The 24,804-nt window shown below is 70.2% G+C and carries 18 protein-coding genes and 1 other RNA gene; 14 read left to right on the top strand and 5 right to left on the bottom strand.

The window, feature by feature from the left end:
- The first annotated feature begins 288 nt into the window (after positions 1–288).
- The 5 genes from ftsE (at position 289) to ssrA (ending at position 5,220) form a co-directional block, all read left to right on the top strand.
- Entirely contained in the window at positions 289–978 is a 690-nt protein-coding gene (gene ftsE, locus D456_RS0105645; RefSeq protein WP_017575189.1) for a cell division ATP-binding protein FtsE, read from the top strand.
- A gap of 79 nt (positions 979–1,057) precedes the next feature.
- The gene (ftsX, locus tag D456_RS0105640) at positions 1,058–1,969 is read left to right on the top strand and encodes a permease-like cell division protein FtsX (protein WP_193373807.1); all 912 of its coding nucleotides are present in this window, start codon (positions 1,058–1,060) and stop codon (positions 1,967–1,969) included.
- Positions 1,970–2,045: 76 nt separating this feature from the next.
- The gene (gene smpB, locus D456_RS0105635) at positions 2,046–2,510 is read left to right on the top strand and encodes an SsrA-binding protein SmpB (protein ID WP_017575187.1); all 465 of its coding nucleotides are present in this window, start codon (positions 2,046–2,048) and stop codon (positions 2,508–2,510) included.
- A 23-nt stretch (positions 2,511–2,533) separates the two neighbouring features.
- Positions 2,534–4,474 carry a penicillin-binding transpeptidase domain-containing protein gene (locus D456_RS0105630; protein WP_017575186.1) on the top strand — a complete coding sequence of 647 codons (1,941 nt, stop codon included), beginning with the start codon at positions 2,534–2,536 and terminating at the stop codon, positions 4,472–4,474.
- A gap of 370 nt (positions 4,475–4,844) precedes the next feature.
- Positions 4,845–5,220: a transfer-messenger RNA gene (ssrA, locus tag D456_RS25490) on the top strand.
- Between the two features lie 227 nt (positions 5,221–5,447).
- On the opposite strand, the gene D456_RS0105625 is transcribed toward ssrA, so the two are convergent.
- The 3 genes from D456_RS0105625 to nagA form a co-directional block, all read right to left on the bottom strand.
- Entirely contained in the window at positions 5,448–6,206 is a 759-nt protein-coding gene (locus D456_RS0105625; protein WP_017575185.1) for a helical backbone metal receptor, read from the bottom strand.
- Positions 6,207–6,289: 83 nt separating this feature from the next.
- Positions 6,290–6,598 carry a hypothetical protein gene (locus D456_RS0105620; RefSeq protein ID WP_017575184.1) on the bottom strand — a complete coding sequence of 103 codons (309 nt, stop codon included), beginning with the start codon at positions 6,596–6,598 and terminating at the stop codon, positions 6,290–6,292.
- Positions 6,599–6,701: 103 nt separating this feature from the next.
- A complete protein-coding gene (nagA, locus tag D456_RS0105615; protein WP_017575183.1) occupies positions 6,702–7,838 on the bottom strand; it encodes an N-acetylglucosamine-6-phosphate deacetylase in 1,137 nt (378 codons plus the stop codon).
- Between the two features lie 636 nt (positions 7,839–8,474).
- Between nagA and D456_RS0105605 the strand changes: the two genes are divergently transcribed.
- Entirely contained in the window at positions 8,475–8,990 is a 516-nt protein-coding gene (locus tag D456_RS0105605) for an NADPH-dependent FMN reductase (protein ID WP_017575182.1), read from the top strand.
- A 55-nt stretch (positions 8,991–9,045) separates the two neighbouring features.
- On the opposite strand, the gene D456_RS0105600 is transcribed toward D456_RS0105605, so the two are convergent.
- Entirely contained in the window at positions 9,046–9,975 is a 930-nt protein-coding gene (locus D456_RS0105600) for a hypothetical protein (RefSeq protein WP_017575181.1), read from the bottom strand.
- A gap of 222 nt (positions 9,976–10,197) precedes the next feature.
- On the opposite strand from D456_RS0105600, the gene D456_RS0105595 reads away from it, so the two are divergent.
- The 8 genes from D456_RS0105595 to thiC all read left to right on the top strand — a co-directional run bounded on the left by D456_RS0105595 (position 10,198) and on the right by thiC (position 23,779).
- Positions 10,198–11,979, top strand: a complete 1,782-nt coding sequence (locus D456_RS0105595; protein WP_017575180.1) for a GDSL-type esterase/lipase family protein — start codon at positions 10,198–10,200, stop codon at positions 11,977–11,979.
- Positions 11,979–13,805, top strand: a complete 1,827-nt coding sequence (locus D456_RS0105590) for a hypothetical protein (protein ID WP_017575179.1) — start codon at positions 11,979–11,981, stop codon at positions 13,803–13,805. Before D456_RS0105595 ends, D456_RS0105590 begins: the two co-directional genes overlap by 1 nt.
- A complete protein-coding gene (locus tag D456_RS27040) occupies positions 13,802–13,942 on the top strand; it encodes a hypothetical protein (RefSeq protein ID WP_017575178.1) in 141 nt (46 codons plus the stop codon). The genes D456_RS0105590 and D456_RS27040 overlap by 4 nt, the downstream gene beginning before the upstream one ends.
- Positions 13,943–14,159: 217 nt before the next feature.
- The gene (locus D456_RS0105580) at positions 14,160–15,491 is read left to right on the top strand and encodes a glycosyltransferase family 4 protein (protein WP_017575177.1); all 1,332 of its coding nucleotides are present in this window, start codon (positions 14,160–14,162) and stop codon (positions 15,489–15,491) included.
- The gene (locus tag D456_RS0105575; RefSeq protein WP_026115599.1) at positions 15,488–19,972 is read left to right on the top strand and encodes an alpha-(1->3)-arabinofuranosyltransferase domain-containing protein; all 4,485 of its coding nucleotides are present in this window, start codon (positions 15,488–15,490) and stop codon (positions 19,970–19,972) included. The genes D456_RS0105580 and D456_RS0105575 overlap by 4 nt, the downstream gene beginning before the upstream one ends.
- Complete coding sequence (locus D456_RS0105570; RefSeq protein WP_017575175.1) at positions 19,969–21,039, top strand: DUF3068 domain-containing protein; 1,071 nt, start codon at positions 19,969–19,971, stop codon at positions 21,037–21,039. The genes D456_RS0105575 and D456_RS0105570 overlap by 4 nt, the downstream gene beginning before the upstream one ends.
- 10 nt (positions 21,040–21,049) lie before the next feature.
- Positions 21,050–21,898: an SOS response-associated peptidase gene (locus D456_RS0105565; RefSeq protein ID WP_017575174.1), complete on the top strand. Its 849-nt coding sequence runs from the start codon at positions 21,050–21,052 to the stop codon at positions 21,896–21,898.
- 213 nt (positions 21,899–22,111) lie between these two features.
- Entirely contained in the window at positions 22,112–23,779 is a 1,668-nt protein-coding gene (thiC, locus tag D456_RS0105560) for a phosphomethylpyrimidine synthase ThiC (protein WP_017575173.1), read from the top strand.
- 53 nt (positions 23,780–23,832) lie between these two features.
- On the opposite strand, the gene D456_RS0105555 is transcribed toward thiC, so the two are convergent.
- Positions 23,833–24,654, bottom strand: a complete 822-nt coding sequence (locus tag D456_RS0105555) for a class I SAM-dependent methyltransferase (RefSeq protein ID WP_017575172.1) — start codon at positions 24,652–24,654, stop codon at positions 23,833–23,835.
- Between the last annotated feature and the right edge of the window lie 150 nt (positions 24,655–24,804).

Raw genomic sequence — 24,804 nt, 5'->3', positions numbered from 1 at the left:
GAGGCCCGCATGATGGAGTGATACCGGGTGAGGACCGTGTTCGGTGACGCACTCGTCACTGCGGCCCCACCGGAGATGCTATATGTGAACGTTATCATCGGTTGACGCCTCCGATATGCTCATGGCTGCTGTCCGGCGGCGTTCTGCCGCGAGGGGCGGGGGAGACACTGGACAATCCGGGCCCTTTCCCCCTCTACACTGTCGGTTGGCCACGTGGCCGGTACGATCCCGCGCGGAGCCCTGCTCCACCGCGGTCGCCCATACCTTCGAGAACCTTGTGATGCGCCTGTGATCCACTTCGACAACGTCACCAAGGTCTACACGACCCAGAAGCGTCCCGCGCTCGACGGCGTTTCCATTGACGTAGACAAGGCCGAGTTCGTTTTTCTGGTCGGCCCGTCGGGCTCCGGCAAGTCGACCTTCCTCCGCCTGGTGCTGAAGGAAGAGAAACCCGACAAGGGACGCGTGCACGTTGCGGGCAAGGACCTCGCGCGCCTGTCCAATTGGAAGGTGCCGCACCTGCGCCGCCGGATCGGCTGCGTGTTCCAGGACTTCCGGCTGCTGCCGAACAAGAACGTCTTCGAGAACGTCGCGTTCGCACTGGAGGTCATCGGTAAGCCGCGGCGGTTCATCCGCAAGGTCGTGCCCGAGGTCGTCGAACTCGTCGGTCTCGAGGGCAAGGCCGGCCGGATGCCCCACGAGCTCTCCGGTGGTGAGCAGCAGCGTGTCGCCATCGCGCGCGCCTTCGTCAACCGTCCGCAGATCCTGCTGGCCGACGAGCCCACCGGAAACATCGACCCCGCCACCTCCATCGGCATCATGAAGGTGCTGGACCGAATCAACCGCACGGGCACGACCGTGGTCATGGCCACCCACGACGCCGCCATCGTCGACTCGATGCGCAAGCGCGTCATCGAACTGGAAGAGGGGCTCGTCGTGCGTGACCAGTCCCGCGGCGTCTACGGCCAGGCGTACTGACCCGGACCGGCCCGCACAAGGGTTCCCGGTATCGAGGAACGACGCGGCGAAGCCCCGAAGGACGGACCTTTAACAGACCATGCGAGCACAATTCGTTCTCTCCGAGACGTGGATCGGCCTGCGTCGAAACCTCACGATGACCATTTCCGTCATCACGACGGTGGCCATCTCCTTGGCGCTCTTCGGGGCGGGCCTGCTGGTCAACCAGCAGGTCACCGAGATGCGTAACTACTGGGACCAGCGGATCACGTTGACGGTCTACATGTGCAACGAGATCTCGCCGGCACCGACCTGCCAGGAGAACGGTCCTGCCACCGAGGAGGACCGGCAGAACATGGAGTCGATCCTCGAGGAACAGGCCGAGGTCGCCGACTACGAGTTCCTCTCCGAGGCCGAGGCCTGGCAGGACTTCCAGGAGCGTCTCGGCTCCACCAACGAGGCCCTGGCCGGCGCCGCTCAGGAAGGTGACATCCCGGAGAACTTCCGGGTGCAGCTGACCGACCCCAATGAGTACGACACCGTGCGCAACGCCGTCGAAGGCGCCTCGGGTGTCGACTCGGTCTCCGACGACCAGAGCGTGCTGGAGCAGTTCTTCGGGCTGCTGGAGGGACTCAAGTGGGCAGCCCTTGTGCTCGCGGGCGTCCAATTGGCCGCAGCCGCGCTCCTGATCGGCAACACCATCCGCCTGTCGGCCTACAGCCGGCGGCGGGAGACCGGCATCATGCGCCTGGTCGGTGCCTCGAACTTCTACATCCAGCTACCGTTCCTGCTGGAAGGTGCCATCGCCGGTCTGATCGGTGGCATGATCGCCTCCGGGTTCATCGTCGCGACCAGGTTCACGCTCCTCACCCAGATCGAGGGCTGGTTCCAGTTCGACGTGGCCCTGAGCACGGGCTCGCTGCTCTACGTGATCGGAATGTCGATCATTCTCGGTGTGTTGCTGTGTACCATCACTTCGTTCCTCACCCTGCGCCGTTACCTCAAGGTCTGAGGGCCGGGGACGCGCACAGGGCTTGATCCGGGGGGTCCCAGGTGTGGACCCCCCGATGCCATGAAGGGAGTTCACAGTGGCGCAGGAAACCGGGAACAGGCCCATCGCGAAGAACCGGCGGGCCCGGTACGACTACCACATCGACGAAACCTACGAAGCGGGCATGGTCCTGACCGGTACCGAGGTCAAGTCCTTGCGCCAGGGCCGGGCCTCGCTGGTCGACGGGTTCGCCCACATCCACGACGGCGAGGTGTGGCTGAACAACGTCCACATCCCCGAGTACTCGCAGGGCACCTGGACCAACCACTCCTCCCGCAGATCACGTAAACTACTCCTGCACCGCGAGCAGATCTCCCGGTTGATCGGTAAGACCCGGGAGCCGGGCCGCACCCTGGTGCCCCTGTCGCTCTACTTCAGTGACGGCAAGGCCAAGGTCGAGATCGCCCTCGCCCGCGGTAAGCGTGAATACGACAAGCGCCATGCGATCGCCGAGCGCGAGGCCAAGCGCGACATCGAGCGCGCGCTTCGCCGCCGCCGCTGAGGCGCCTGAAAGGAACACACAAGGTGTCCCCCCGTCCCCTGGGCCGCATTGCGGCCGCCGGAACCGGTCTGCTCGCCACCATGAGCCTCGTGGCGTGCACGCCCCACCCCAGCCCCGAGGTGGCGGTCAGGTCCTTCCTGCTCGCGTGGCAGGACGGCGACTACGCGGAGGCCGCCCGTTACACCGACGGTGAGGCCTCCGAGGTCGAGTCGACCCTGGCGGACGTGCACGACCAGCTCGACCTGGCCTCCCTCAGGTTCGACCTGGGCCCGATCTCGGAGGAGGGTGAGAGTGCCACGGCCGAGTTCGAGGCCAACGCCGACCTCGGTATCGGCGACCCCACCTGGACCTACACCGGGCAGATGCCCCTGCAGTGGGGGCCCGACGGTTGGGAGATCTCCTGGTCCCCGAGCGTCATCCACCCGGAACTCGGCGAGGGCGAACGCCTCGCCGTCAGTTACCAGAGCCAGGAACGCGGCCAGATCCTCGACCGCGAGGGTTCCCCCTTGGTCACCCCCGACAGTGTGACGGCCTTCGGTGTGCTGCCTTCGCAGATGAAGGACAAGGAAGAGGGCGTCGCCGAACTCGCCGAACTCCTCGACGAGGACCCCGACCCGCTGGTGCAGCGGGTGCGGTCGGCCCCGCCCGAGGAGTTCCAGCCCTTGGTGCTCCTCCGCGACGACAACGTCGACGCCTCCCTGCTGCGCCAGGCCTCCGGGATCGACGGCGTGGACACCCAGGAGGTCGAGGTCAACATGACACCCGCGCTGGCGCCCTCCTTGGTGGGCGAGGTCGCGGGCACGTCCGAGCACCGTGTCTCGGCCCGCGTTCCCGGCCCTTACCAGGCGGGGGACACCGTCGGGTTGAGCGGTCTGCAGAGCATCTTCCAGAACGAACTGGCCGGATCGGCCACCACCCAGGTCGTGGCGCTCGACACCGACGGTGAGGCCACCGACGTCCTGGACTCCTGGGAGGGCGAACTCAGCGGACAGATCCGGACCACCCTCGACTCGGGGGTCCAGCGTGCCGCGGAGTCGGCCGTGGAGACCCTGCCGGGCAACGGCTACATGGTGGCCGTCGACCCCGGGAACGGGGAGATCCTCGCCGCCACGAACGGCTCCGAGAGCTCCACCGACGACGGCGCGCTCAACGGCTCCTTCCCGCCCGGGCCGATCTTCACCCTCGTCTCGACGATGGCGGGCCTGGAATCGGGCGCGGTCACCCGGGAGACCACCTCCGAGTGCGCGGCCCAGGCCGAAGTGGGCGGACGCACCTTCGTCAACCCGAGCCAGGGCTACCTCGCCGGCGAGCCCGACCTGGTGCGCAACCTCGCCTACGCCTGCACGGTCGCCTACGCGCAGTTCGCCGACCAGGTAGGGGCCGACAACATCGCCGACACCGCCGGACGTTTCGGTATCGGCGCGGACTGGCAGCTGCCGCTGCCCTCCAACCCCGGCTCGGTCGACATCAACGACGACGAGGCCGATGTGGCCTCCGCGATGATCGGCGAGCACGGGATCGAGGTCAGCCCGCTGTCCATGGCACTGGCCGCCGGCGCGATCTCCGACGGCAACTGGCACGCTCCGACCCTCATCCCTGAGGAGGGGCCCGCGCCCGAGGAGGAGTCGCCCTTCCAGGAGGAACACCTCGAGGTCGTGCGAGAGGGCATGCGCGACGCCGTCGACCAGCGCATGATGCCGGAGCTGGCCGTGGGCGGGCCCGACCTGCACGGCCAGTGGTCGCGGGTCGAGGGGGAGGAGCTCTCCCTGCACTGGTTCGTCGGCTACAAGGACGACATCGCCTTCGCCCTGGTCGCCGAGGTGGACCCCTCGGTGTCGCTGTGGCAGCCCTACGCGGTCCTGGGCGCACAGTCGTTCCTGACCGAGCTCGGCTCCGCGGGTGCCGGGGAACAGGGGCCGCCCGTCCAGGAGCCGAACGGGGCCGAGCTGCCCGGCCCCGAGTAGGGCGGGACCGGACCGATCCCGAAACCGGGGCCCTGACCGGGCAACCTTCCGGGGGCTCCGGTGCGTCTTCCCAAGTGAGTCGGGTTCGCGAAGAGGGGTCTGCGATCCGACCGCGAGGGCAGGACCTCAACTCGGGGGAGGTCCTGCCGGCATCCCGAGGCCGGTTCGACCCTGCCGGCCGCCCCCGTGGGTCGCGTCGACCGCCTCTGGAGTCCGCGCTCACGGGGGTTTCTCCTGTTGGGGGAGCCCGGTGGCGGTCGCCGGGAATACACTTGGTGCCTGCCCCGTTGTAGGGGTAGAGTGAGGGACGTGAGCGTGCGTCGCTCACGTGATGGTCGCCCCCACGCGGGGTGGCTTTGAAAATTTCACAGGGGGTGATCGGTTTCGACTTCGGTGATTGTGCCGAGGGGAAGCGGGTCGAGGAAAGCGTATGCCGCCTCGTTAATCATGCATTCGCGCTAAACACAAGTGCCAATTCCAAGCGCACTGAGTTCGCCCTCGCTGCCTAAGTAGCGATCGCGACTCTGTCGGCCTGAGCTCGTCATCGGCTCAGGTACCGGCACCAGCTAGATGACTCACCGTCCGGATCAGGCCACGGGGCCGGGCGGGACATCCACGTGGCTGGGCCTGTCAGCGATGTGTGCGTCCAAGCGCTGAGGCCGAGCAGAACGATACGACGCACTGCACCCGGAGAAGCCCTGGTTCGACACTGAAGGACGCGGGTTCGATTCCCGCCACCTCCACTCGGAGACGAGCCTGCTCGCGCGTGAACGCGCTCGCAGGCTCGTTCTTTATGTCTTTCGGGGGGACGACCCCCCGCGCCCCCCGGTGTGCGCTCGCTTGCGCTCGCGCCCGGGGGTTCGTTGTGGCCGGGGTGGCCGGTCCCCGTTGAGATAGGCCCCTCTCCTGCGTTCGGACGGGACGGCACACCGCCCTCGTACCGAGGGATGCCGTGAGCCTCGCGGCGGTCGGGTCAGGGGGTGCGGAGAGCGGCGCGCAGGCGTGTGCGGGCGGGGACCAGGGACGGGCCGTACCAGGTCAGGTCCCGGCCGGAGACGTACACCGAGGGCACGCCGGGGAAGGCTTCGGGGCCGTCGCCGGGGCCGAAGGCGTAGGGCTCGTCCGGAAGAACGGCCAGCCCGGCGCCGTCGGCGAGGACCTCCGCGGGGGAGACCGCGGGGTAACGCCCCTCGCGGTGCGCGCACACGTTGACTGCGCCCAAGCGGGTGAGCAGGTCGTGCGCGAAGGTGTCACCGCCGACGAACATCCACGGGTCCCGCCAGATCGGGACGGCCACCCGCGGGCCCTCGGGAGGGGGAGCGGACCACAGGCGCTCGGCCTCGGGGAGCCAGGGCGGCACGGGCAGGTCGCACACGGCCATCAGGCGGCGCAGAGACACGAAGGCGCCGGTGACGGTACGGATGTCGGTCACCCAGACGGGGACCCCCGCCTCGCGCAGGGCCTCCACGTGGCGCCGCCGGTTCTCCTCGCGGTTGGCGACCACGAGGTCGGGGGCGAGTTCGATGATGCGGCCGACATGGGGATTCTTGGTGCCGCGTACCCGTTCGACGTCCAGGTCGGCCGGGTGTGTGCACCACACGGTGGCGCCGACCAACAGGTCGGGCCGGGAACGGGCGAGGGCCTCGGTCAGGGAGGGCACCAGGGAGACCACACGGCGCGGGGGAGCCTCCAGGAGCGCCGGGTGGCCCAGATCGTCCTCAGAAGCGGTCATGGAGCGGAGCCTACCGGCCCCCGGAACGGATGTCGGGGCGACGCCGGACCTGGGCGCCGCCCCGCCGAAGTACGACGATGGTGTTACTGCTCGGTCGCTCCGACCAACCACGCAATCTTGTGCGCTGTGACGCCGATGCTGCCGCTGCTGCCCAAGTGGACGCCGAAGGAGGCGATGAACGCGCAATCGTGTTCGCGGCGTTCACAGATGACGTCCTCCACGGCGTACTTGCTGTCCGGACTGCTCACTCGCAGATAAGGCGGTTCGGCGTCCACGATGTCGGCCTCGACACCGTATCCGGACAACTCGGTCGCGAGCTTGCCGAGGTGTCCGCTCTCCTCGGAGGGCACTCGGGTCGGCTGCTCGTCCTTTGCCTGTCTCGACTGGGCCATGGCAGATCCTTTCCTGTCGAGCATGGTGCTTACTCCTCGATGCCCTGCCGCCATTGTCACGCACTGTTAAGTTACTGGTCCGTACCGTGCCTACGACACGCCGTTACCCGACAAACGCCCCGCGATACATCACCTCGGCGGCCGCGAGCTCCTCGTCGAGCACCAGCAGGTCCGCGGGTGCGCCCGCCTCGACCCGGCCCAGGTCCGCAAGGCCCAGTGCGCCCGCCGGGACGGAGGAGGCCGACCGCACCGCGTCCGGGACCGACACCCCGAGGTGCCGCACAGCGTTGCGCACCGCCTGGGGCAGCACGATGGTGCTCGAGGCGATCGCCCCGGTCTCCACCACACGCGCTTCTCCGCCGCTCACCCGCACGCGCAGGCCGCCCAGTGTGTACTCACCGTCGCCGAGGCCCGTCGCGTTCATCGCATCGGTGACCAACGAGACCCTTCCCGGGCCGGCGGCGTCCACGACCACCTGTGCGGCCCCTGCGTGGACGTGCACCAGGTCCAGGATCAGCTCCACCGCCACTCGGTCGTCGCCCAGGGCCGCCGCGATCGGGCCGGGATCGCGGTGCCCCAGCGGGCGCATCGCGTTGTACAGGTGTGTGGCCACGCTCGCGCCCGCGTCGAAGGCGGCCACGGTCTCCTCATAGGTGGCCTCGGTGTGGCCCACCGCGGCCACCACCCCGGAGGAGGAGGCCGAGCGGATCAACTCCAGGGCCCCCGGGAGTTCCGGCGCCACCGTGATCATGCGTACGTGCCCGCGTCCCGCTTCCAACCACCGGTCGAACTCGGCCGTGTCCGGATCGCGCAGCAGGTCGGGGTCGTGCGCGCCGCACCGCTGCCGGGCGATGAAAGGCCCCTCCAGGTAGATACCGGCCAGCTCGCCCTCGTCGCACAGGTCCGCCAGCGCCGAGACCTGGCGCAGAGTGTCCTCGGGCGAGGCCGCGACCAGGCCACCGACCATCGACGTCACCCCCTGGCTGCGGTTGTAGGCGATGGTCCTCCGGGCGCCCTCCGCGTCGGCCTCGGGGAACCCGTGCCCGGCGCCACCGTGTACATGGGTGTCGACCAGGCCCGGTGCCACCCAGCGCCCGGCCACGTCGTGGACGGTGCCCCGGGGCGGCTCCCCGGAACCGAGTGCGGCGATACGGCCACCGTCCACCTGCACCCAGCCCTCATGGATGCCCTCGGGGGTCACGGTGCGGGTGTTGGTCAGAGTGACGGGTGTGGGGCTCATACGGGGTCCTGTTTCCTTCGTGGCCGGGTAGCGATGTCGGTGAAAAGAGTGGTGTGTTGCAAATTACATCCGCGCGGGACTGCGGTCGTACACCGGTCCCACCCCGGCTGCGGTGCCCCTCGGAACAGGGCAATCCCGCTGCCCGAGACGCCCGTCCGGGGGCCGGACCACCGCCGGAGGCCGCCCGCGGCCGCCCCCGGGGGCCGGGCGCGCATTGACTCCCGTGCCGGCGGAGCTCCATCATGGAGGGCATGTCCGCCGGTGAGCTGCTTGTCCAGCGCCTGCACGTCGACCTCCGACAGCAGGCGAGCGCGCTCTGTCGTAGCTAGCGCCTCCGCGGGGCCCCTGCCCCGCGCCACGGGTCCGACCCGTGTCCCCTGCAGACACCGGACGCTCATCCCCTTCTGGGTCAGGGTCCCGATGCTCATCGGGCCCCGGGAGCACCCTGTCGGCCGACACGTCACCCCGTCTCCCACGGACGACGGATTCCGCACGTGTGCCGGGCCGAGGACCGATGCCCTCCCCGGTGTCCCACGACGGCCCACCGCCGAGAGGCGGAGCGGCCCGATCCCGTTCCACCCCGAGGTTCCTTCCGGTCGTTTCCGGCCCGTTCCTGACCGAACCCAGGAGTTACGCATGACCCGCTTCACCGTGCTCGTCGCCGACCCCCAGCCCCGTTCCTCCGTCTACACCGCAGCCCTGAGCGCCGCCGAGGAGATCGGCGCCCGCGCCGGGGTCCGTGGCGCCCCCGAGGCCATCGACCTCGCAGGCCTCGGCGCCGACCTGCTCGCCGAGACATCGCCCGCACTGGAGGCCGCCCTCGAACGCGTCGCCGAGAGCGACGTGCTGCTGGTGGCCTCGCCCCAGGCACACGGTACTTACACCGGACTGCTCAAGGTCTTCCTCGACCGTCTGCCCGAACTCGGCCTGGGACACGCGGTCGCCGTCCCGCTGACGGTCGTCGACGACCTGCGCAACAGCCGTGGGACCGAGGAGGACCTGAGGGTGCTCCTGGCCGACCTGGGCGCGTGGGTGGCCGAACCCGGCCTGGTCCTGGCCGGTGACGAGACCGCCCGGCCCGAGCGCGTGGTCCGAGCCTGGGCCGACGTCGCCGCGCCCGGGCTGTACGAGGCCGTCTCCGTCGCGGTCTGAGGCCCCGGCCGTACCGGTCCACGGGCCCCGGCGAGGGAACACCCCGCCGGGGCCCTCATGTGTCGCGGGGGCGGTCCGCCACGGCCTCCCCGGAACGCGCCGCCCGTTCGGCGCTGGTGTCGGCCTCGGCCTGGGCGACGTTGCCCCGCACAAGCACCACGACCACCAGGGTCAGGACGAAACCGCCGATCCGCAGAGCCGCTACGGACGGGTCCTCCGGCAGGCTCTCCCCGAACAGGACCGTGCCCGCCACGACGGTGAAGACGTTGCCGACCACGTTGGCCACCGGGGCGGTGATGGAGGCGCGTGAACGCTGCAGCGAGGTCTGGAACAGGACGATGCCCACGGCCCAGCCGAGCGCGTACAGGTACGGGTAGGGCGACACCAGCGCGGGCAGCACCGCTCCCCACACCCCGTGGTCGGCGAGCAGGCCGCCCAGGCCCTTGCCCTGGAGCCCCGCGCTGCCCTGCGCCAGGCCGGCGGCCGCGCCCATCGCTGCCGCCGAGACGTACTTGCCGCGGCCTCCGGCGAGCCCCATGGCGGCCACACACGCCAGCACCGTCAGCACACTGACCACCACCAGCAGGGGGGTGTCCGCGGTCGTTCCCGTGTCGGTCCCGTCACCGGTCGACAGGCTCAACAGGCCCAGGGCCACCGGCATGACCGCCAGCGCCACGTACTCGCCCCGGGTGATGCGCTCGCCCATGACGATCGTGACGACCAGCAACGAACAGGCCACACCGGCGGCGAAGGCGGGCTGGACGACCGAGACCGGGGCCAGCCCCAGCGCTACGATGAGCCCGATACTGCCGAGTGCGGCGAACACGCATCCGAACACCCAACGCGGGTTGCCCAGCAGCACCCGCGCCAGATGCAGGGGACGGTGGATGGAGATCGACTCCGAACTGTGCAGGGCACGCTGTTCCACGGACAGGCCCAGCGTGTAGGTCACGGCGGACAGGAGTGCGACCAGGAGTCCGATCACGGGGATGGCCTTCCGGCTCGAGGTTGGTGCGGGGTGCCCCTCCCGGGCAGCCCGGGCGCTGGGAGCGGTGACACGGGGGTGTCATCCATATAACCAGTTCTATCTTTGCGGGACCAGGGCGCCTATGCTCGTCTGAGCGGACGTGCGAGGAGTGGGTCGATCCCCTTCGTGAGAACCTGTTCCGGAACGCGTGAGCGATGAAGGTCGACGGATCGGGGCACTGTGCAGGAGCCACGGGAAACGGAGGAGCGGCCCTCGTGGTGGTCGCGTGCAACCGCATGGTTCGATTTCTCCGTGTGGCGGACGCGTACCCGGCGCATCTTCTCGGGCCGACGCACACGCACCTGGCGCGACCTCCTGCCCGAGCGTGGACGCCCCCGCCGCTTCGAACCCGGACCGTTGGGCCTGCTCGGTGTCATGCTCGCCGCCATGGCCGTGACCCTGCTCGTGATCCAGACCGGGTCCTCGGGGCTCGACACGAGCGGCGGGGAGGACGCCGCCCCTCCCGCGAGCGTCCCGGGGCCGCCCGAGGGCGAACTGCGGGTCATGCCGGTGGGTGATGCCCTGACCCAGGGCAGCAGCGGCGACCACACCTGGCGCTACCACCTGTGGTCCCACCTGGAGGAGAGCGGCGTCGACTTCTCCTTCGTCGGCCCCCACGACGACATGTACTCCCTGGAGGAGGAGGCCCACGGCGACCACAGCTACGCCGAACCGGACTTCGACACCGACCACGCCGCTCGCTGGGGGCGGAGTGTGAACGACATGGCCGACGGGATCGCCGAGGTCGCCTCCGAACACGAGCCCCACTACCTGCTGGTCATGGCCGGGACCGATGACCTGCTGTCCGGTGACGACCCCGACCGGGTCCTCGAAGGTATCGGCGAGACCGTGTCGACGGTGCGGGTCGCGCTCGAGGAGGCCCGCTTCGTCGTCGGAGAGCTGCCCCCCGTGGAGGGCACCGGCGACGACGAGGCCGCCAACGCGCGCATCGAGCATTTCAACATGGGTCTGGTGGACCTGGCCGAGCAGCTCTCCTCCGAGGGTTCACCGGTCGTGGTCGCCCAGGTCGCCGAGGGCTACGCCCCCGAGCACGACAGCTGGGACGAGGTCCACCCCAATGCCCGGGGCGAGGTCAAGATCGCCGCGGGCTTCGCCGACGCGCTCGCCGAGCCGCTGGCCGTGGGCGAACCCTTCCCCCGGCCGCTCCCGGAGGTACCGACGGGCCCGCGGACCCCGCCCGACCCCGAGGCCGAGGAAGCCGGCGACGGGTTGCGTATCTCCTGGGAACAGGTCCCCGGAGCCACGGATTACCGCGTTGAACAGCGGCGCACCGAACCCGACCCCGACGAGGCCACCGTCCTGTCCCTGGAGATCGAACGCGACGACGGGAGCCGGTCGGTGCTCGTGGAGTCCCTGTTCAGCGGGGCCGGTTACGAGTTCGCCGTGCATCCGTACAAGGGGCGGGACGCCGGTGCGACCTCCGACGTCCTGGAGTTGGTCTACGACGACGACCCGCCCCCGGCTCCGGGCGGCCTGTCGGTGCGCCAGGACGGCACCGTGGTGTGGGACGAGGTCGCGGACGCCTCCCACTACGAGGTGTGGGTGCGCCCCCTGGAGTGTTCCGTGCGGGACGGGGACCGCCGGCCGTTGCCGGTCGAACGGTCCGAGCCGGGCTCCGGGAACGACGTCCTCGACAGGGAACAGGAGGAGCCCGCCTCGCCTGCGCCCGACCCGTCGAGCTCGCCCTCGCCCCCGCCCCGACCTCAGCCCCCGCCGTCCTCCCCGGAGGAGCCACCGGCGCCGCCGGGCGGCGGTGAGCGGGTCTGCGAACCTCGTGACGGCCGGGGCCCGGGCGACGGCGAGGGCTGGATCAGCCAGGGGTCGGTCGGTTCCGACCTCCTGTGGGGGCCGACCGTGTCCGGCCCGTACGAGGTGGTCGTACGGTCCTACAGCGACTACGTCCGGGGCGGGTTCTCCGACCCGGTGCTGCTGGAGGGCTGATGCGCGGCTCCTGGACCGCCCGGCTCCTGCCGTGGGCGGTGGGTCTGGCCACTGGTGTGCTCGCGCTCGGTCCCGCGCTCGGGCGCGGTTTCGTGCTGCGCTACGACATGGTGTTCGTTCCGGAACCGTCGGTGGAGGCGGCCCTGGCCGGCGCGGACGGGTTCCCCCGGGCGATCCCCAGCGACGTGGTCGTCGCGGCCCTGTCGGCGTTGGTGCCGAGCGATCTGGTGCAGTCGGCGCTGCTGTTGGCGATCTTCGTCCTGGGCACGGCGGGGGCGGCGCGTCTGGCACTGCGGTTGCTCCGTGACCGCGGTCCGCTGGGCCCGGGCACGGCGGTCGCGGCGGTGGCGGCCGGTGTCGCCTACGTGTGGAACCCGTTCGTGGCCGAGCGCCTGCTGCTGGGGCAGTGGGCCGTCCTGCTCGGGTACGCGGGTCTGCCGTGGGTGGTCGCTGCCACCGCGCGCCTCGCCGACCGTACGCCGGGGCGGGGTCTGGCCGGTCTGGTGTGTGCGCTGATCCCGGCCGCGATCGGAGGTTTCTCCTCGGTTCTGATCTCGGCGCTGACGGTAGGCCCGGTCGCGTTGTGGAACCGCGGGCCGGCCGTTACGCGATGGTGGTCCCGTGCGGGGGTGTTCGTGTCCGCGCTGGTTCTGGTCTCGTTGCCGTGGCTCGTGCCGTCCTTGACCGGGGGAGCCGTGACCGACCCGCTCGGGGTGGAGGCCTTCGCCCCGCGTTCGGACACCCCCTTCGGCGAGCTCGGGTCGCTGTTCGTCCTGGGCGGGGTCTGGAACGCCGGTGCCGTCCCGCCCGGGTACGGAGAACCGGTCACGGCGCTGCTGCGGCTGGTGCTGTGTGTGTCCGCCCTGGCGGCGTGGGCGTACTGGATGTGGCGGCGCGACCGTCCGGTGATCGGTGCGGGGGTTTCTGCTGGGGCCGCGGCCGGGTTCGCGGTGGCCCTTCTGGGGGTCGTCGGGTCCGGGCGCGCGTTGACGGCAGGGCTCATCGGCCTGTGGCCCGGGTTCGGTCCGTTGCGGGACGCCCAGCTGTACGTGGCCCCGTTCGGGCTCCTGCAGGCTCTGGGGTTCGCTTTCGCGGTTTCGTGCCTGGCCGGCGCCGCGCACACCCCGGTGTGGCGTGCGGGGGCCGGGGCGTTCGCGGCCCTGCTCCCGGTGGTGGTGCTGCCGGGGTTGGCGTGGGGCGCCGGCGGCCGGATGGCCCCGGTCGACTACCCGGACGAATGGCACGGGGTGCAGGCCGAGGTGGCGGCCGACGACGTCCCGGGATCGGTCGTGGTGCTGCCCTGGAACGCTTACCGGGGGCTGGACTGGTCGGGGGAGACGGTCGTTTCCCTGGACCCGGCGACCAAACTCTTCGATCGGCGCACGCTCTGGAACGACGACCTGTCCGTGGGAACCGCCGACGGCGGCACGGTCGTGGTCGGTGGTGAGGACCAGCTGGCCCGGGAAGCGGCCGAGGTCCTGGACCCCGACCCGGAGACGGGTCTGCCCCGCGGAGAGGAACTCGCGGACGGGCTCGGCGGTCTGGGGGCGAGGTACGTTCTTGTGTCCACCCCGGTCGATAACGGGTTCTGGTATGAGGGGCAGGGTTTCGAGGTGGCGCGCGAAGGAGCCGAATTGACGCTGCTCCGTGTGCCAGAAGCGCGGGTAAAGGCCGACAAGCCAGGCATAACGGGGTTGGAAGTTACTGGCGGGTTAGTTACAGTTGTGGCAATCATCTGGTCTGTAGCTAGATCAGGTTCTAGTCTCGTTCTCCAGTGCCCCGGTCCCAAATTGGGGCGGAGTACTCGGAAGGAGAGCCCCAAGTGATCAAAGTAATCGCCGCCTGCGCCATCGGCGCAGCCCTCGCCGGCGGCGCCGCCTTCGCTGCGACCAGCGTTGCCACGGAGTCGACCGCCACGGCGGAACCGGTGAACGAAACCCTCTACAACTACGGCGACCGCTAGGACGTCGTAGCGGAGGACCGAGGGCGCCTCGCCCCCGGGCGGGGCGCCCGACCCCGATCCCCGGCGGCCCCGGCCGCTGACCCCATCGACGTCCGGTCGAGGGCCTGCCAGGTGTGTGGTGTACGCGCCCTACCCCACTGCTCCGCGTGTCCGAACGAGTGCGCGTTGTCATCACGTTCATGGCTCCCACCGGGCATCCCGCGCGGAAGGAGAGCGTGTGGTCTTCCCCAAGACCCCGGATCGGCCGACGGCCGACCCTCCCCCGGCCGGCGAACCCACCGCCGTGGCCCCCGCGCCCCCAGCGGCTTCGGCGTCCGCCCCCGCCCCCACGGAGGCCCCCATCGACCTCGGACCGCGCCTCGACGGTGTCCGGCTGGTGATGATCAATTGGCGCGACCCCTGGCAGTCCGCTGCGGGCGGGGCAGAGGAATACGCCTGGCGCATCAGCCGCCACCTGGCCGAACGCGGCGCCATCGTCACCTTCCTGACCAGCCGTGAGCCCGACCAGGCCCGGGTGGAGACCAAGGACGGGATCGTCATCCGCCGCATGGGCGGCCGCTTCACCGTCTACCCCCGGGTCATGGCCTGGCTCGCGCTGTGGCGCCGCGAGTACCAGCTCGCCTTCGACTGCATGAACGGCATCCCGTTCCTGTCCCGTCTCGTGCTGCGCCGCCGCACCCGAGTCGTCAGCGTCGTGCACCACGTCCACGACCTGCAGTTCGACGCCTACTTCTCCGCGCCCCTGGCCTGGTTCGGACGTTTCATGGAGTCGACCGTCGCCTCCTTCGTCTACCGCCGCTGCACCACGGTCACTGTCTCGGAGTCCTCCCGACGGGCCATGCGCGACAAACTCGGCTGGCGCGCCCCCGTCGAGATCGTGCACAACGGCGGTGTGCCCGGCCCCCGGGGGCCCCTGGACGACGCGCCCACCCCCGAGGAGACCGGTGCTCCCGCGCTGGTCAGCCTCGGCCGCCTCGTCGTCCAGAAACGGGTCGACCGGGTCGCCGCGCTGGCCGGACTGCTCCGCGACCAGTACCCCGATCTGCGCGTGCACGTCATCGGCCGCGGGCCCGAGGGCGAACGCCTCACCGAACAGATCCACCGTGAGGGCACCACCGGCCGTGTGCACATCCACGGTTTCCTGCCCGAGGAGGACAAGAACGCGCTCCTGGGTGCTTGCACCCTCCACGTGACGGCCTCGGAGTTCGAGGGCTGGGGCCTCACCGTCATCGAGGCCGCCCGTCTCGGAGTGCCCACAGTGGCCTACGATGTGGACGGACTTCGCGATTCGGTCCGTGACGGCGAGACCGGGTGGCTCGTCCGCGACGGCGAGAGCCTCAGCGACGTGGTCGCCCGCGCCCTCAAGGAACTGTCCGACCCCCGGCGTGCCGAGGAGGTCCGTCGTGCCTGCCGCGACTGGTCCGCCCAGTTCACCTGGGAGGCCAGCGGAGCGCGCATGACCCATCTGGTCGCGAGGGAGCTCGCACTCACCGACAGCACGCCCCCCGGCGGCCCGAACAACCCAGCGGGTAGGAAAACGACCACGTGACTACGGCGGCCCCCTCCGCCAAGCGCGACCCGGAGGATCCCGGTACACCGTCCGCCCCTCGCGGACCATTGGACGAAAAGCTGCTCGCGCGGCTGAAGGTCCTCACGGTGTGCCTGCTCCTGGGAGCGTTGGCGGCCAGCATCGATCCCGGCAAGATCGTCAGCGACACCAAGCTCGACATGACGGCGGACCCGCTGGGGTTCATGGAGCGTGCCCTGCACCTGTGGGACGCCTCCTACTTCGGGCAGATCCAGAACCAGGCCTATGGGTACTTCTTCCCCAACGGCCCCTTCCACGCCCTCTTCGACGTGCTGGGCATGCCCGACTGGCTCATCCAGCGCCTGTGGATGGCCGTGCTGCTCATCGCCGCCTTCAGCGGTACCTACAAGGTCGCCCGGGCGCTCGGCCTCGGCACCGTCAACACCCGCATCCTGGCCGGTGTCGCCTACGCGCTCGCGCCGCGCGTGCTCACCCTGCTGTCCTACAACTCCGCGGAACTGCAGCCCATGCTGCTCATGCCGTGGATCCTGCTCCCTCTGGTCCTGGGCGCCAGACACGGGTACCCGCCCGCGCGCATGGCCCTGCTCTCGGGCCTGGCCTTCCTGATGTGCGGCGGCACCAACGCGGCCTCCGAACTCGCCGTCCTGGTCGTGCCGGGGCTCTACCTGCTCACCCGCGCCAACGGACCCCGCAAGTGGCGCCTCATGGGCTGGTGGGCGGCGGCCCTGGTCCTGGCCTCGTTCTGGTACATCGTGCCGCTGCTGCTCATGTCGCGGTACGTGTACTCGTTCATGCCCTACACCGAGGACGCCGCGGTCACCACCGAGGTGACCTCGCTGCTGAACTCGTTGCGCGGCACCTCCAACTGGATGGGCTTCCTGCCCGACCAGGGCAACACCGCCCTGCCCGCCGGGGCGGAGCTGTCCACCACCCCGTGGCTGATCGCCGCCACCGCACTCGTGGCAGGACTGGGGCTGGCCGGGCTCATCAACCGGCGCACACCCGAACGGCTCTTCCTCATCTCCACGCTCCTGCTCGGGACCGCGATCGTGGTGGCCGGCTACACAGGAACGCTCACAGGCCCCTTCGCCGAGACCATGCGGGACCTCTTCGACGGGGCCCTGGCTCCTTTCCGCAACATCCACAAGTTCGACGCGCTCATCCGGCTGCCCGTCGTACTGGGGCTGGCACACCTGCCCGTCGTCGTGGCCCGCGACTGGGCCGAGCGACGCGGCGAACGGGTCTCCGGCCGGGTACGGCGCACCGTCGCCGGGGCCACCTCCTCGGTCTTCCTCCTCACCCTCGTGCCCATCGGCACCGTCGGGATCGCTCCGGCCGGCGGCTACGAGGAGATCCCCGACTACTGGCACGAGGCGGCCGACTGGCTCGACGAGAACTCCGGGGACTCGGGCATGACCATGGCCGTGCCCGGATCGGCACGCGGCGAGTACGAGTGGGGACGTCCCATGGACGAACCCCTCCAACCGCTCCTGGAAGGTGCCTGGACCAACCACCAGATCATCCCCTGGGGATCGGCCGGCGTCTCCCGGCTCACCCACGAGATCGACCAGAGGGTCTCCTCCGGCCGCGGCTCCCAGGGGCTGTCCGACGCCCTGGCACGTATGGGCGTGACCCACCTGCTCGTCCGCAACGACCTGCAGCGGGTGGGCCTCAACGGCGCCTGGCCCTCCCGCGTGCACCAGGCCCTGGACGGATCCCCGGGCATCACCGAGGCCGAGACCTTCGGAGACACCGTCGGCTCCGTCGACCACCGGTCGGCCTCGCAGTGGTTCGACCAGCCCCACCCCTCCCTGACCGTCTACGAGGTCGAGGAGGCCGCACCCGCCGTCGGCACGGTGCCCGCGGACGAGACGGTGCGGGTGACCGGGGGACCCGAGTCCGTGCTCCACCTGGCCGAGGAAGGCGTGGTCGGCGACGACCGGCCCGTCGTGCTCGGCGACGACCCCTGGGCCGAGGACCTACCCGCCGAGGACACCGTCGTCACCGACTCCGCACGCCGCCGCGAGGTCGTCTACCCCGACGTGCGAAACAACGTTTCCGCCACCCTCACCGAGGACCAGGAGCTCGAACGCGACGTCCCCGCGCCCGACATCCTCGATCCCGCCTGGGAGGATTTCGTCGGCCACGCGGAGGACCTCGGGATCGAGTCCGTGCGTGCCTCCTCCGCCGAGAGCGGGGCCGACGCCCGCCCCTCCGACCGCGACCCCGGGCACGCCCCGCACGCCGCCCTGGACGACGACCCGAGTACGTCCTGGCGCTCCAGCGTCTTCACCGGCGCCATCGGTGAATGGGTCGAGATCGAGTTCACCGAACCGCGTGACCTGGACGGGCTCACCCTCGCCTTCGAGCAGTTCGCCGAGGAACCCCCGCCCTCCGAGGTGAGCCTCATCACGGACGAGGGCAGTTCCCAGGTCACCGTCGAGGGGACCGACGAACCCCAGGAGGTCACCCCGCCCTCGGGAAAGACCAGCACCCTGCGTGTGCGGGTGGACGAACTCGCCTGGGAACCGGAGTACCGCTTCGGGACCCGGGTTGGCATCTCCGGCATCGCCCTGCCCGGGCTGGAGGCCGGCCGCACCTTGAACGTGCCCGGCCCCGCCGACACCGGGACCCTGCTCTTCACCGGTTCCACCGGTACCGTGCCCGGCTGCATGGAGGGTTCGCACGCCTGGGTGTGCAACCCCGGCCTCCGGGTCCAGGGTGAGGACACCCGCAGCCTCGACCGCACCTTCACACTCTCGGAGCAGGCCGCCGCCGAACAGCACGACATCTCCGGCCGGGTCGTGCTCACCGACCCCCGTGAGGCCGAGAACTCCGCCAACCGGGCGAGCCCCCACCCGCACGTGACGGCCTCCTCGACCGCCGTCCAGCACCCCGCCGCCATGGGGCGCGGCGTTCTGGACGACGAGGACAGCACGGTCTGGTACCCGGACCCCGAGGAGAAGAACCCCTGGCTCGACCTCGAGCTCGGCCGGGAGACCGAGATCGACCACATGGAGGTCGACTTCCCCCGGGCCGACAGCGTGATGCAACCGATCAAGGTCACCGTCGAGGGCAACGACCAGGTCCGGGAGGGCTGGCTCGACGGCAGTGGACGTGTCGACTTCAGCGCCCTGACCGCCGACGAACTGAGAGTGACCTTCGAACGGCCCGAGGGCCAGGCCCTGGAGGTCGGCGGGATCTCCCTGCCCGGCGTCGACGAGGTCGATGCGCTGCCCGAGGGGGACGCCTCCACCGCATGCGGCCTGGGCCCGACCCTGCGGGTCAACGGTGAACGGGTTGAGACCCGGATCAGCGGCGGCACCCTCGCCGACCAGCTCACCGGCCGGCCCCTGCCCTACGAGGCCTGTACCGGCCTCGACCTGGACGCGGGGGAGAACCAGGTGGTCGTCGAACCCGGCAACCGTTACGAGGTCCGCTCGGCTCTCGTGGAGTCCGCCGACCCCGTCGGCGCCCGCGACGAAGTGTCCATGGAAGAGGTCGAGACCCTGCACGGGTGGGGCCCGAGCGGCCGCAGCTTCGACGTCGACGTCGAGGACGAGAGCCTGCTCGTGGTCAACGAGAACTTCAACGAGGGTTGGGAGGCCACCCTCGAGGGCTCCGACCGACCACTGGAACCCCAGCGCCTGGAAGGCTGGAAACAGGCCTGGGTCCTGCCCGAGGGGAGCAGCGGCACCGTCACGCTCTCCTACGCCCCCGACACCTCCTACCACCTCTCCCTCGGGATCGGAGCGGGCCTGGCCGTGCTCATGGCCGTACTGGCGATGTGGCCCCGCCGTTGGCTGCCGGGCGGAGAGCGGCTGCGCGCCGGAGAACCCGTGGGCGACCGGGACCTGCCCGGGGCCGGACCCGGATGGCTTTCGCGCCGGGCGGTCCTGCCCCTGGGACTGGCCTTCGGTGTGTGGGTGGCCGGGCTCACCGGCGCCGCCCTGGTCGGCCTGATCCTGCTCGCCATGTGGTGGCTGGGACGCGCGGCGCCCAAGCGGCTCCGCCACGCCCGGCCCGGGACCCCGACACTGGGCGGGACCGTACTGCGCCACCTGGCAGCGCCCTGGACGGTGGCGATCTCGCTGACCCTGGCCGGTGTGGCGATGGCGGTCGGTACCTACCTGGCGCTCCACCACCCCTTCCACGACATCACCGAGCTCCTGGGCAGCAGCCTGCGCGGCTGGGGCCCCCAACTGCTGTGCCTGCCCGCGCTGGCCCGCCTGGTGCTCTCCCTCGGCCAACCCGGCGACGGGCTGGATGCCGACGCCGACCCGCCTTCCGCCGCCGAACGGAACACCGACCCGCGCCCCCGCCACAGCGGCGGACAGGAGAGCGGCGGTGAACAGGGCAGCGACGACGGCCCCGACGACGAAGACCCCGGCCGCGACCCGGCGAACAACGGGACCGGTGGGAACGGAACCGGAAGCGGAGCACGCGAACCGCGGGCCGGTACCGAGGAGGTGCGCACGTGAGCACGGTTTCCCAGTTCGGTGCCGCACCCCGGGACCGCGGACCGGTCGACAGCCAGGTCGGCCCGGAACGCCGGCCCCGCCGGTCGGTGCCCGCCGGCACCCTTCTGATCGCGGCGGGCACGTTCCTGCTGACCCTGGCGGCCATGCTGCCGTTGTACGTCCACGACCGGGTCGCCCTCCTGCCCGCCGTGGCCGAGCACGAGATGCGCCTGGTCGACGGCGACGCCGCCTACCTCAACGCCGCGAACTGGTCGTGGGTGGACAACACCGGGATCGAACGCAACATCTCCGTCGACGCCACTGCGAACGGCGACGAATGGTCGGCCTGGCAGATGACCGTGGACACTTCCGCCTCCGACCGGATCATCGACCACTGGAGCCGGCGCGTCATCGTGGACCGTTCGACCGCCCGCGCAGTCAACTGCTGCGGCGAACACGTCGACGGCGACCGTGCCGTGCGCCAGGCCGGGCTCGTGCACCACTTCCCGGCCGGGACCGACGCCGACTCCTACCCCTTCTACGACGCGGAGGTGCGCTCGGCACCGTCTATGGAGTTCCAGGGGGAGAACGACATCGCCGGTGTGACGGCACGCCGTTACTCCCAGGCGATCGAGGCCACACAGGTCCCCGGATCCGCCCGGGACGTACCCGCCGACCTGTTCACCCCCGAGGCCCGCGGCACCGTCACCGCCACCCGTTGGTTGGAGCTCACCCGGACCCTGTGGGTGGAGCCGGTCAGCGGAACGGTCGTCAACATGCAGGAGACGCGCCGCGAGACCCTGCGGACCCGGGACAGCGACGGCGCGGTGCCACTCCTGGAGGCCGACCTGACCATGGCCGACACCCAGGTCGACGGGTACGCCGAACAGGCCCGCGTGCGTTCGGTACTGCTGCGTTCCCTCGACGTGTGGGCACTGTGGACCCTGGCACCCCTCGGCGTGCTGGCCCTGGCGGGCGGCCTGTTGCGCGCCCGCAACCACCGAGTACGGGAACAGAGGGAGGGGCGTCCCGAACAGGACGGACATGAGGAGCCCGCCGAGGACGGTTCCGGACCGACGACGCCGTAGGATCACGCCCATGTGCGGTCGCTATGCCCAGTCCCGGAACGTCCACCAGCTCCAGCTCGCCTTCGGCCTGCCCGAACAGGCGTTGGCCGAGGACACCGATCCGCGGTCCTGGCCGCCGCTGGAGGAACTGGAGGCCGACTACAACATCTCGCCGGGTCGGCCGGTCCAGGCCGTGCTCGGACCGCCGCCGCAGGGTGGGAGCAACGGTGCACCCGGGCCGCGTTCCCTGCACACCATGCGTTGGGGGCTGGTGCCCTCCTGGGTCAAGGACCGCAACGTCGGTTACCGGATGATCAACGCCCGCAGCGAGACCGTCGCCGACAAACCCGCCTTCCGGGCCGCGTTCCGGCGCCGCCGCTGCCTGCTGCCCGCCGACGCCTACTACGAGTGGCAGCTCATCGGCCCTGACGGCCGCGCTGAGGCCAGCACCTCCCCGGTCACCGACACCGAGCACAAGAAGCGTAAGGCCCGCTCCGCCAAGAGGCCGTACGCGATCCGCTGCACACAGGACCGTCCGTTGGCCATGGCCGGGATCTTCGAACGCTGGCGCGACCCAGAGGTCGACGAGGACGACCCCGCCGCTTGGCTGTGGAGCTGTGCCGTCATCACCACGGAGGCCGCGCCCGAGCTCGCCCACATCCACGAGCGCATGCCGGTCGTGCTGCCCGAGGTGGACTGGGCCGCCTGGTTGGACCCGGGTACCGGTGCCGAGGAGCTCGCGCACCTGATGGACCACACGCCCGTGGACCGTTTCGCGGTGGACGAGGTCTCCACCGAGGTCAACAGCATCAAGAACAACGACCCTGGGTTGCTCACCCCGTTGGTAGATGGAGGTTATGGGACCGAGACACTTTTCTGACCCCGCCTCGGTGGACGCCACAGAGGCCCGCATGGATACAGTGTCAGAGGCCACAAGGCCGTGAGCACCTCTGGTGCACAGGCACGCCGTGTAGCGTGCCCACACATGAACAAACAGCGCGGGAGCTCGCACCATGGCGGGCTGAGAGGGTGACTCAACGGCGTCGCCGACCGCAGAACCTGTTCGGGTAATTCCGACGTAGGGAGGCATGCCATGACCGCTACCCACGACCACGGCAGCACCGGGGAGCCGGAGAACCGTGTGACCACCGGTCCCATCATGGGATCAACCAAGGTCCACCGGGAGATCGGCACACCCGAGGGGCACCGACTGCGTGTCCCCGCCCGCCGAGTGGAGCTCAGCGACGGCAGCCACTTCGATCTGTACGACACTTCCGGCCCTTACACCGACGACGCGGCCGTCATCGACCTTGACCAAGGCCTTCCCGCCACCCGGCGCGATTGGGCCCTGCCCTCGGCAGACGGTGCCCGTACCCAGTTCGCCCACGCCAGGGCCGGCACCGTCACCCCCGAGATGCGTTTCGTGGCCGAACGCGAAGGCATGGAACCGGAGTTCGTCCGTGAGGAGGTCGCCCTCGGCCGGGCCGTGATCCCCGTCAATCACAACCACCCCGAGTCCGAGCCGACCGTGATCGGCAAGAACTTTCTCGTCAAGGTCAACGCCAACATCGGCAACTCCGCGGTGACCTCCTCCGTTCCGGAGGAGGTGGAGAAGATGGTGTGGGCAACCCGTTGGGGCGCCGACACTGTCATGGACCTGTCCACCGGCAAGCACATCCACGACACCCGGGAACGTATCCTCCGCAACTCCCCGGTGCCGATCGGGACCGTGCCCATCTATCAGGCGTTGGAGAAGGTCGACGGCGATCCCACCCGGCTGACCTGGGAACTGTACCGCGATACGGTGATCGAGCAGGCCGAGCAGGGCGTGGACTACATGACCGTGCATGCCGGCGTCCTGCTCCGGTACGTGCCGCTCACGGCCCGCCGCGTCACCGGTATCGTCTCGCGCGGCGGTTCGATCATGGCCGCCTGGTGCCTGGCCCATCATCGGGAGAGTTTCCTCTACACCCGATTCGAGGAGCTCTGCGCGATCTTCAGGGAGTACGACATCACGTTCTCCCTGGGTGACGGACTGCGGCCCGGGTCCATCGCCGACGCCAACGACGAGGCCCAGTTCGCCGAACTGCGTACCCTCGGCGAGCTCACCCACGTCGCTCGCTCCCACGACGTACAGGTCATGGTGGAGGGCCCCGGCCACGTCCCCATGGACAAGATCGCCGAGAACGTGCACCTGGAGGAGGAGCTGTGCGGTGAGGCACCGTTCTACACACTCGGCCCTCTCGCCACCGATGTCGCACCCGGCTACGACCACATCACCTCGGCCATCGGCGCTGCCCAGATCGGGTGGCACGGGACGGCGATGCTCTGTTACGTCACCCCCAAGGAACACCTGGGACTGCCCGACCGCGATGATGTCAAGACAGGGGTGGTCACCTACAAGCTCGCCGCCCACGCCGCCGACATCGCCAAGGGCCATCCCCGAGCGCAGGCATGGGACGACGAGCTGTCCCGGGCGCGTTTCGAGTTCCGCTGGCGGGACCAGTTCCACCTCTCCCTGGACCCCGAGACAGCGCAGACCTACCATGACCGGACCCTGCCGGCCGAACCCGCCAAGGTCGCTCATTTCTGTTCCATGTGCGGGCCCAAGTTCTGTTCCATGCGTATCTCCCAGGACGTGCGCCGATACGCGAAGGAGAACGGGCTGGAGACCGCCGAAGCGATCGAGCGCGGTATGGCTGACAAATCGACCGAGTTCGCCGAGAGCGGCAACCGCCTCTACCTACCGTTGGCCGACTGACCTGCATACCCCGACCGGGCCCGGGCCCGGTCGGGGTGGGCGTTCATAGGTTCTCAGGCGGGTTTGCGGGCGCTCGCGACCAGGTGCACCCCGACGTAGTCGTCGGACTCGGTGACACGCAGTTCCATCTCGACCAGGTGGGCCATGGACCGGGGGTCGCGGGCCAGCATCATCTCGACGGTGGAGGCCGAGAGCACGGTGCGCGGTTTGACCCATTCCAGCTCCAGGCCGGAGTCGGCGAGGGTCTCGGTGAGCTGTTCGGCGGTGAAGCACCGGGTGATGGACCCGTCGGGCCACGGCACCAGCAGCACGTCGGCGCTGGGGGCGTGGCTGAGCTCGGGCCAGCGGTCCTGCTCGGCCAGGAGCGCCATACCGAGCACGACGGAGTCGACCACCAGGAGAGTCCGCCCGCCGGGGCGCAGTACCCGGGCGACCTCGGCGACCGAGGACTCGGTCGCCAGGTGCCGGGAGAGCACCCGGTTGTCGGCGATGACCCCGTCGAAGGAGGAGTCTGCGAACCCGCGCAGGAACGCGGAGTCACCCACCACGTGGCGCAGACGTCCGTGGGGGGCCGGGTGCGGTACGGGGGACCGCCCGTTGACCAGGGTCAGCGGGCGGCGTACCGCCATGTCGGCGGAGGGCAACAAGGTCACCACGTCGTGGCCGGCCGCGACTGCGCGCGGTGTGCCCTGGAAGCCGGGGCTGGACAGGTCCAGAAGACGTGACGGGGTGGTGGGGAGCCAGCGGGCGATCTGAGTTTCGGCCACCGTCCAGTAGAACCGCCAGTAGTCCGAGAGCCGGTCGGTCGCGGCGAACTGTGCCGCCGGTGAACGGGGGCGGTCCGAAGCCGGGGTCGAGGACGGTCGCACGTGCACTCCTCTCCCATCCTTCAGGGGTTCTACCCGCACTCTGCCATGCCTCACCTTCAACGACAGGTGCGAACGGTGAAGTTCTCCGGGCAGGAGGTCAACGCCCCCGAGGGGCCGGAATGTGTCCGCTCGGGTGGTTGTTGTGATACGACACCG

The organism is Nocardiopsis kunsanensis DSM 44524 (assembly GCF_000340965.1).
Taxonomy (GTDB): domain Bacteria; phylum Actinomycetota; class Actinomycetes; order Streptosporangiales; family Streptosporangiaceae; genus Nocardiopsis; species Nocardiopsis kunsanensis.
Note: the sequence above shows the minus strand (reverse complement) of the source record. Positions and strands in the feature narration are given on the sequence as shown.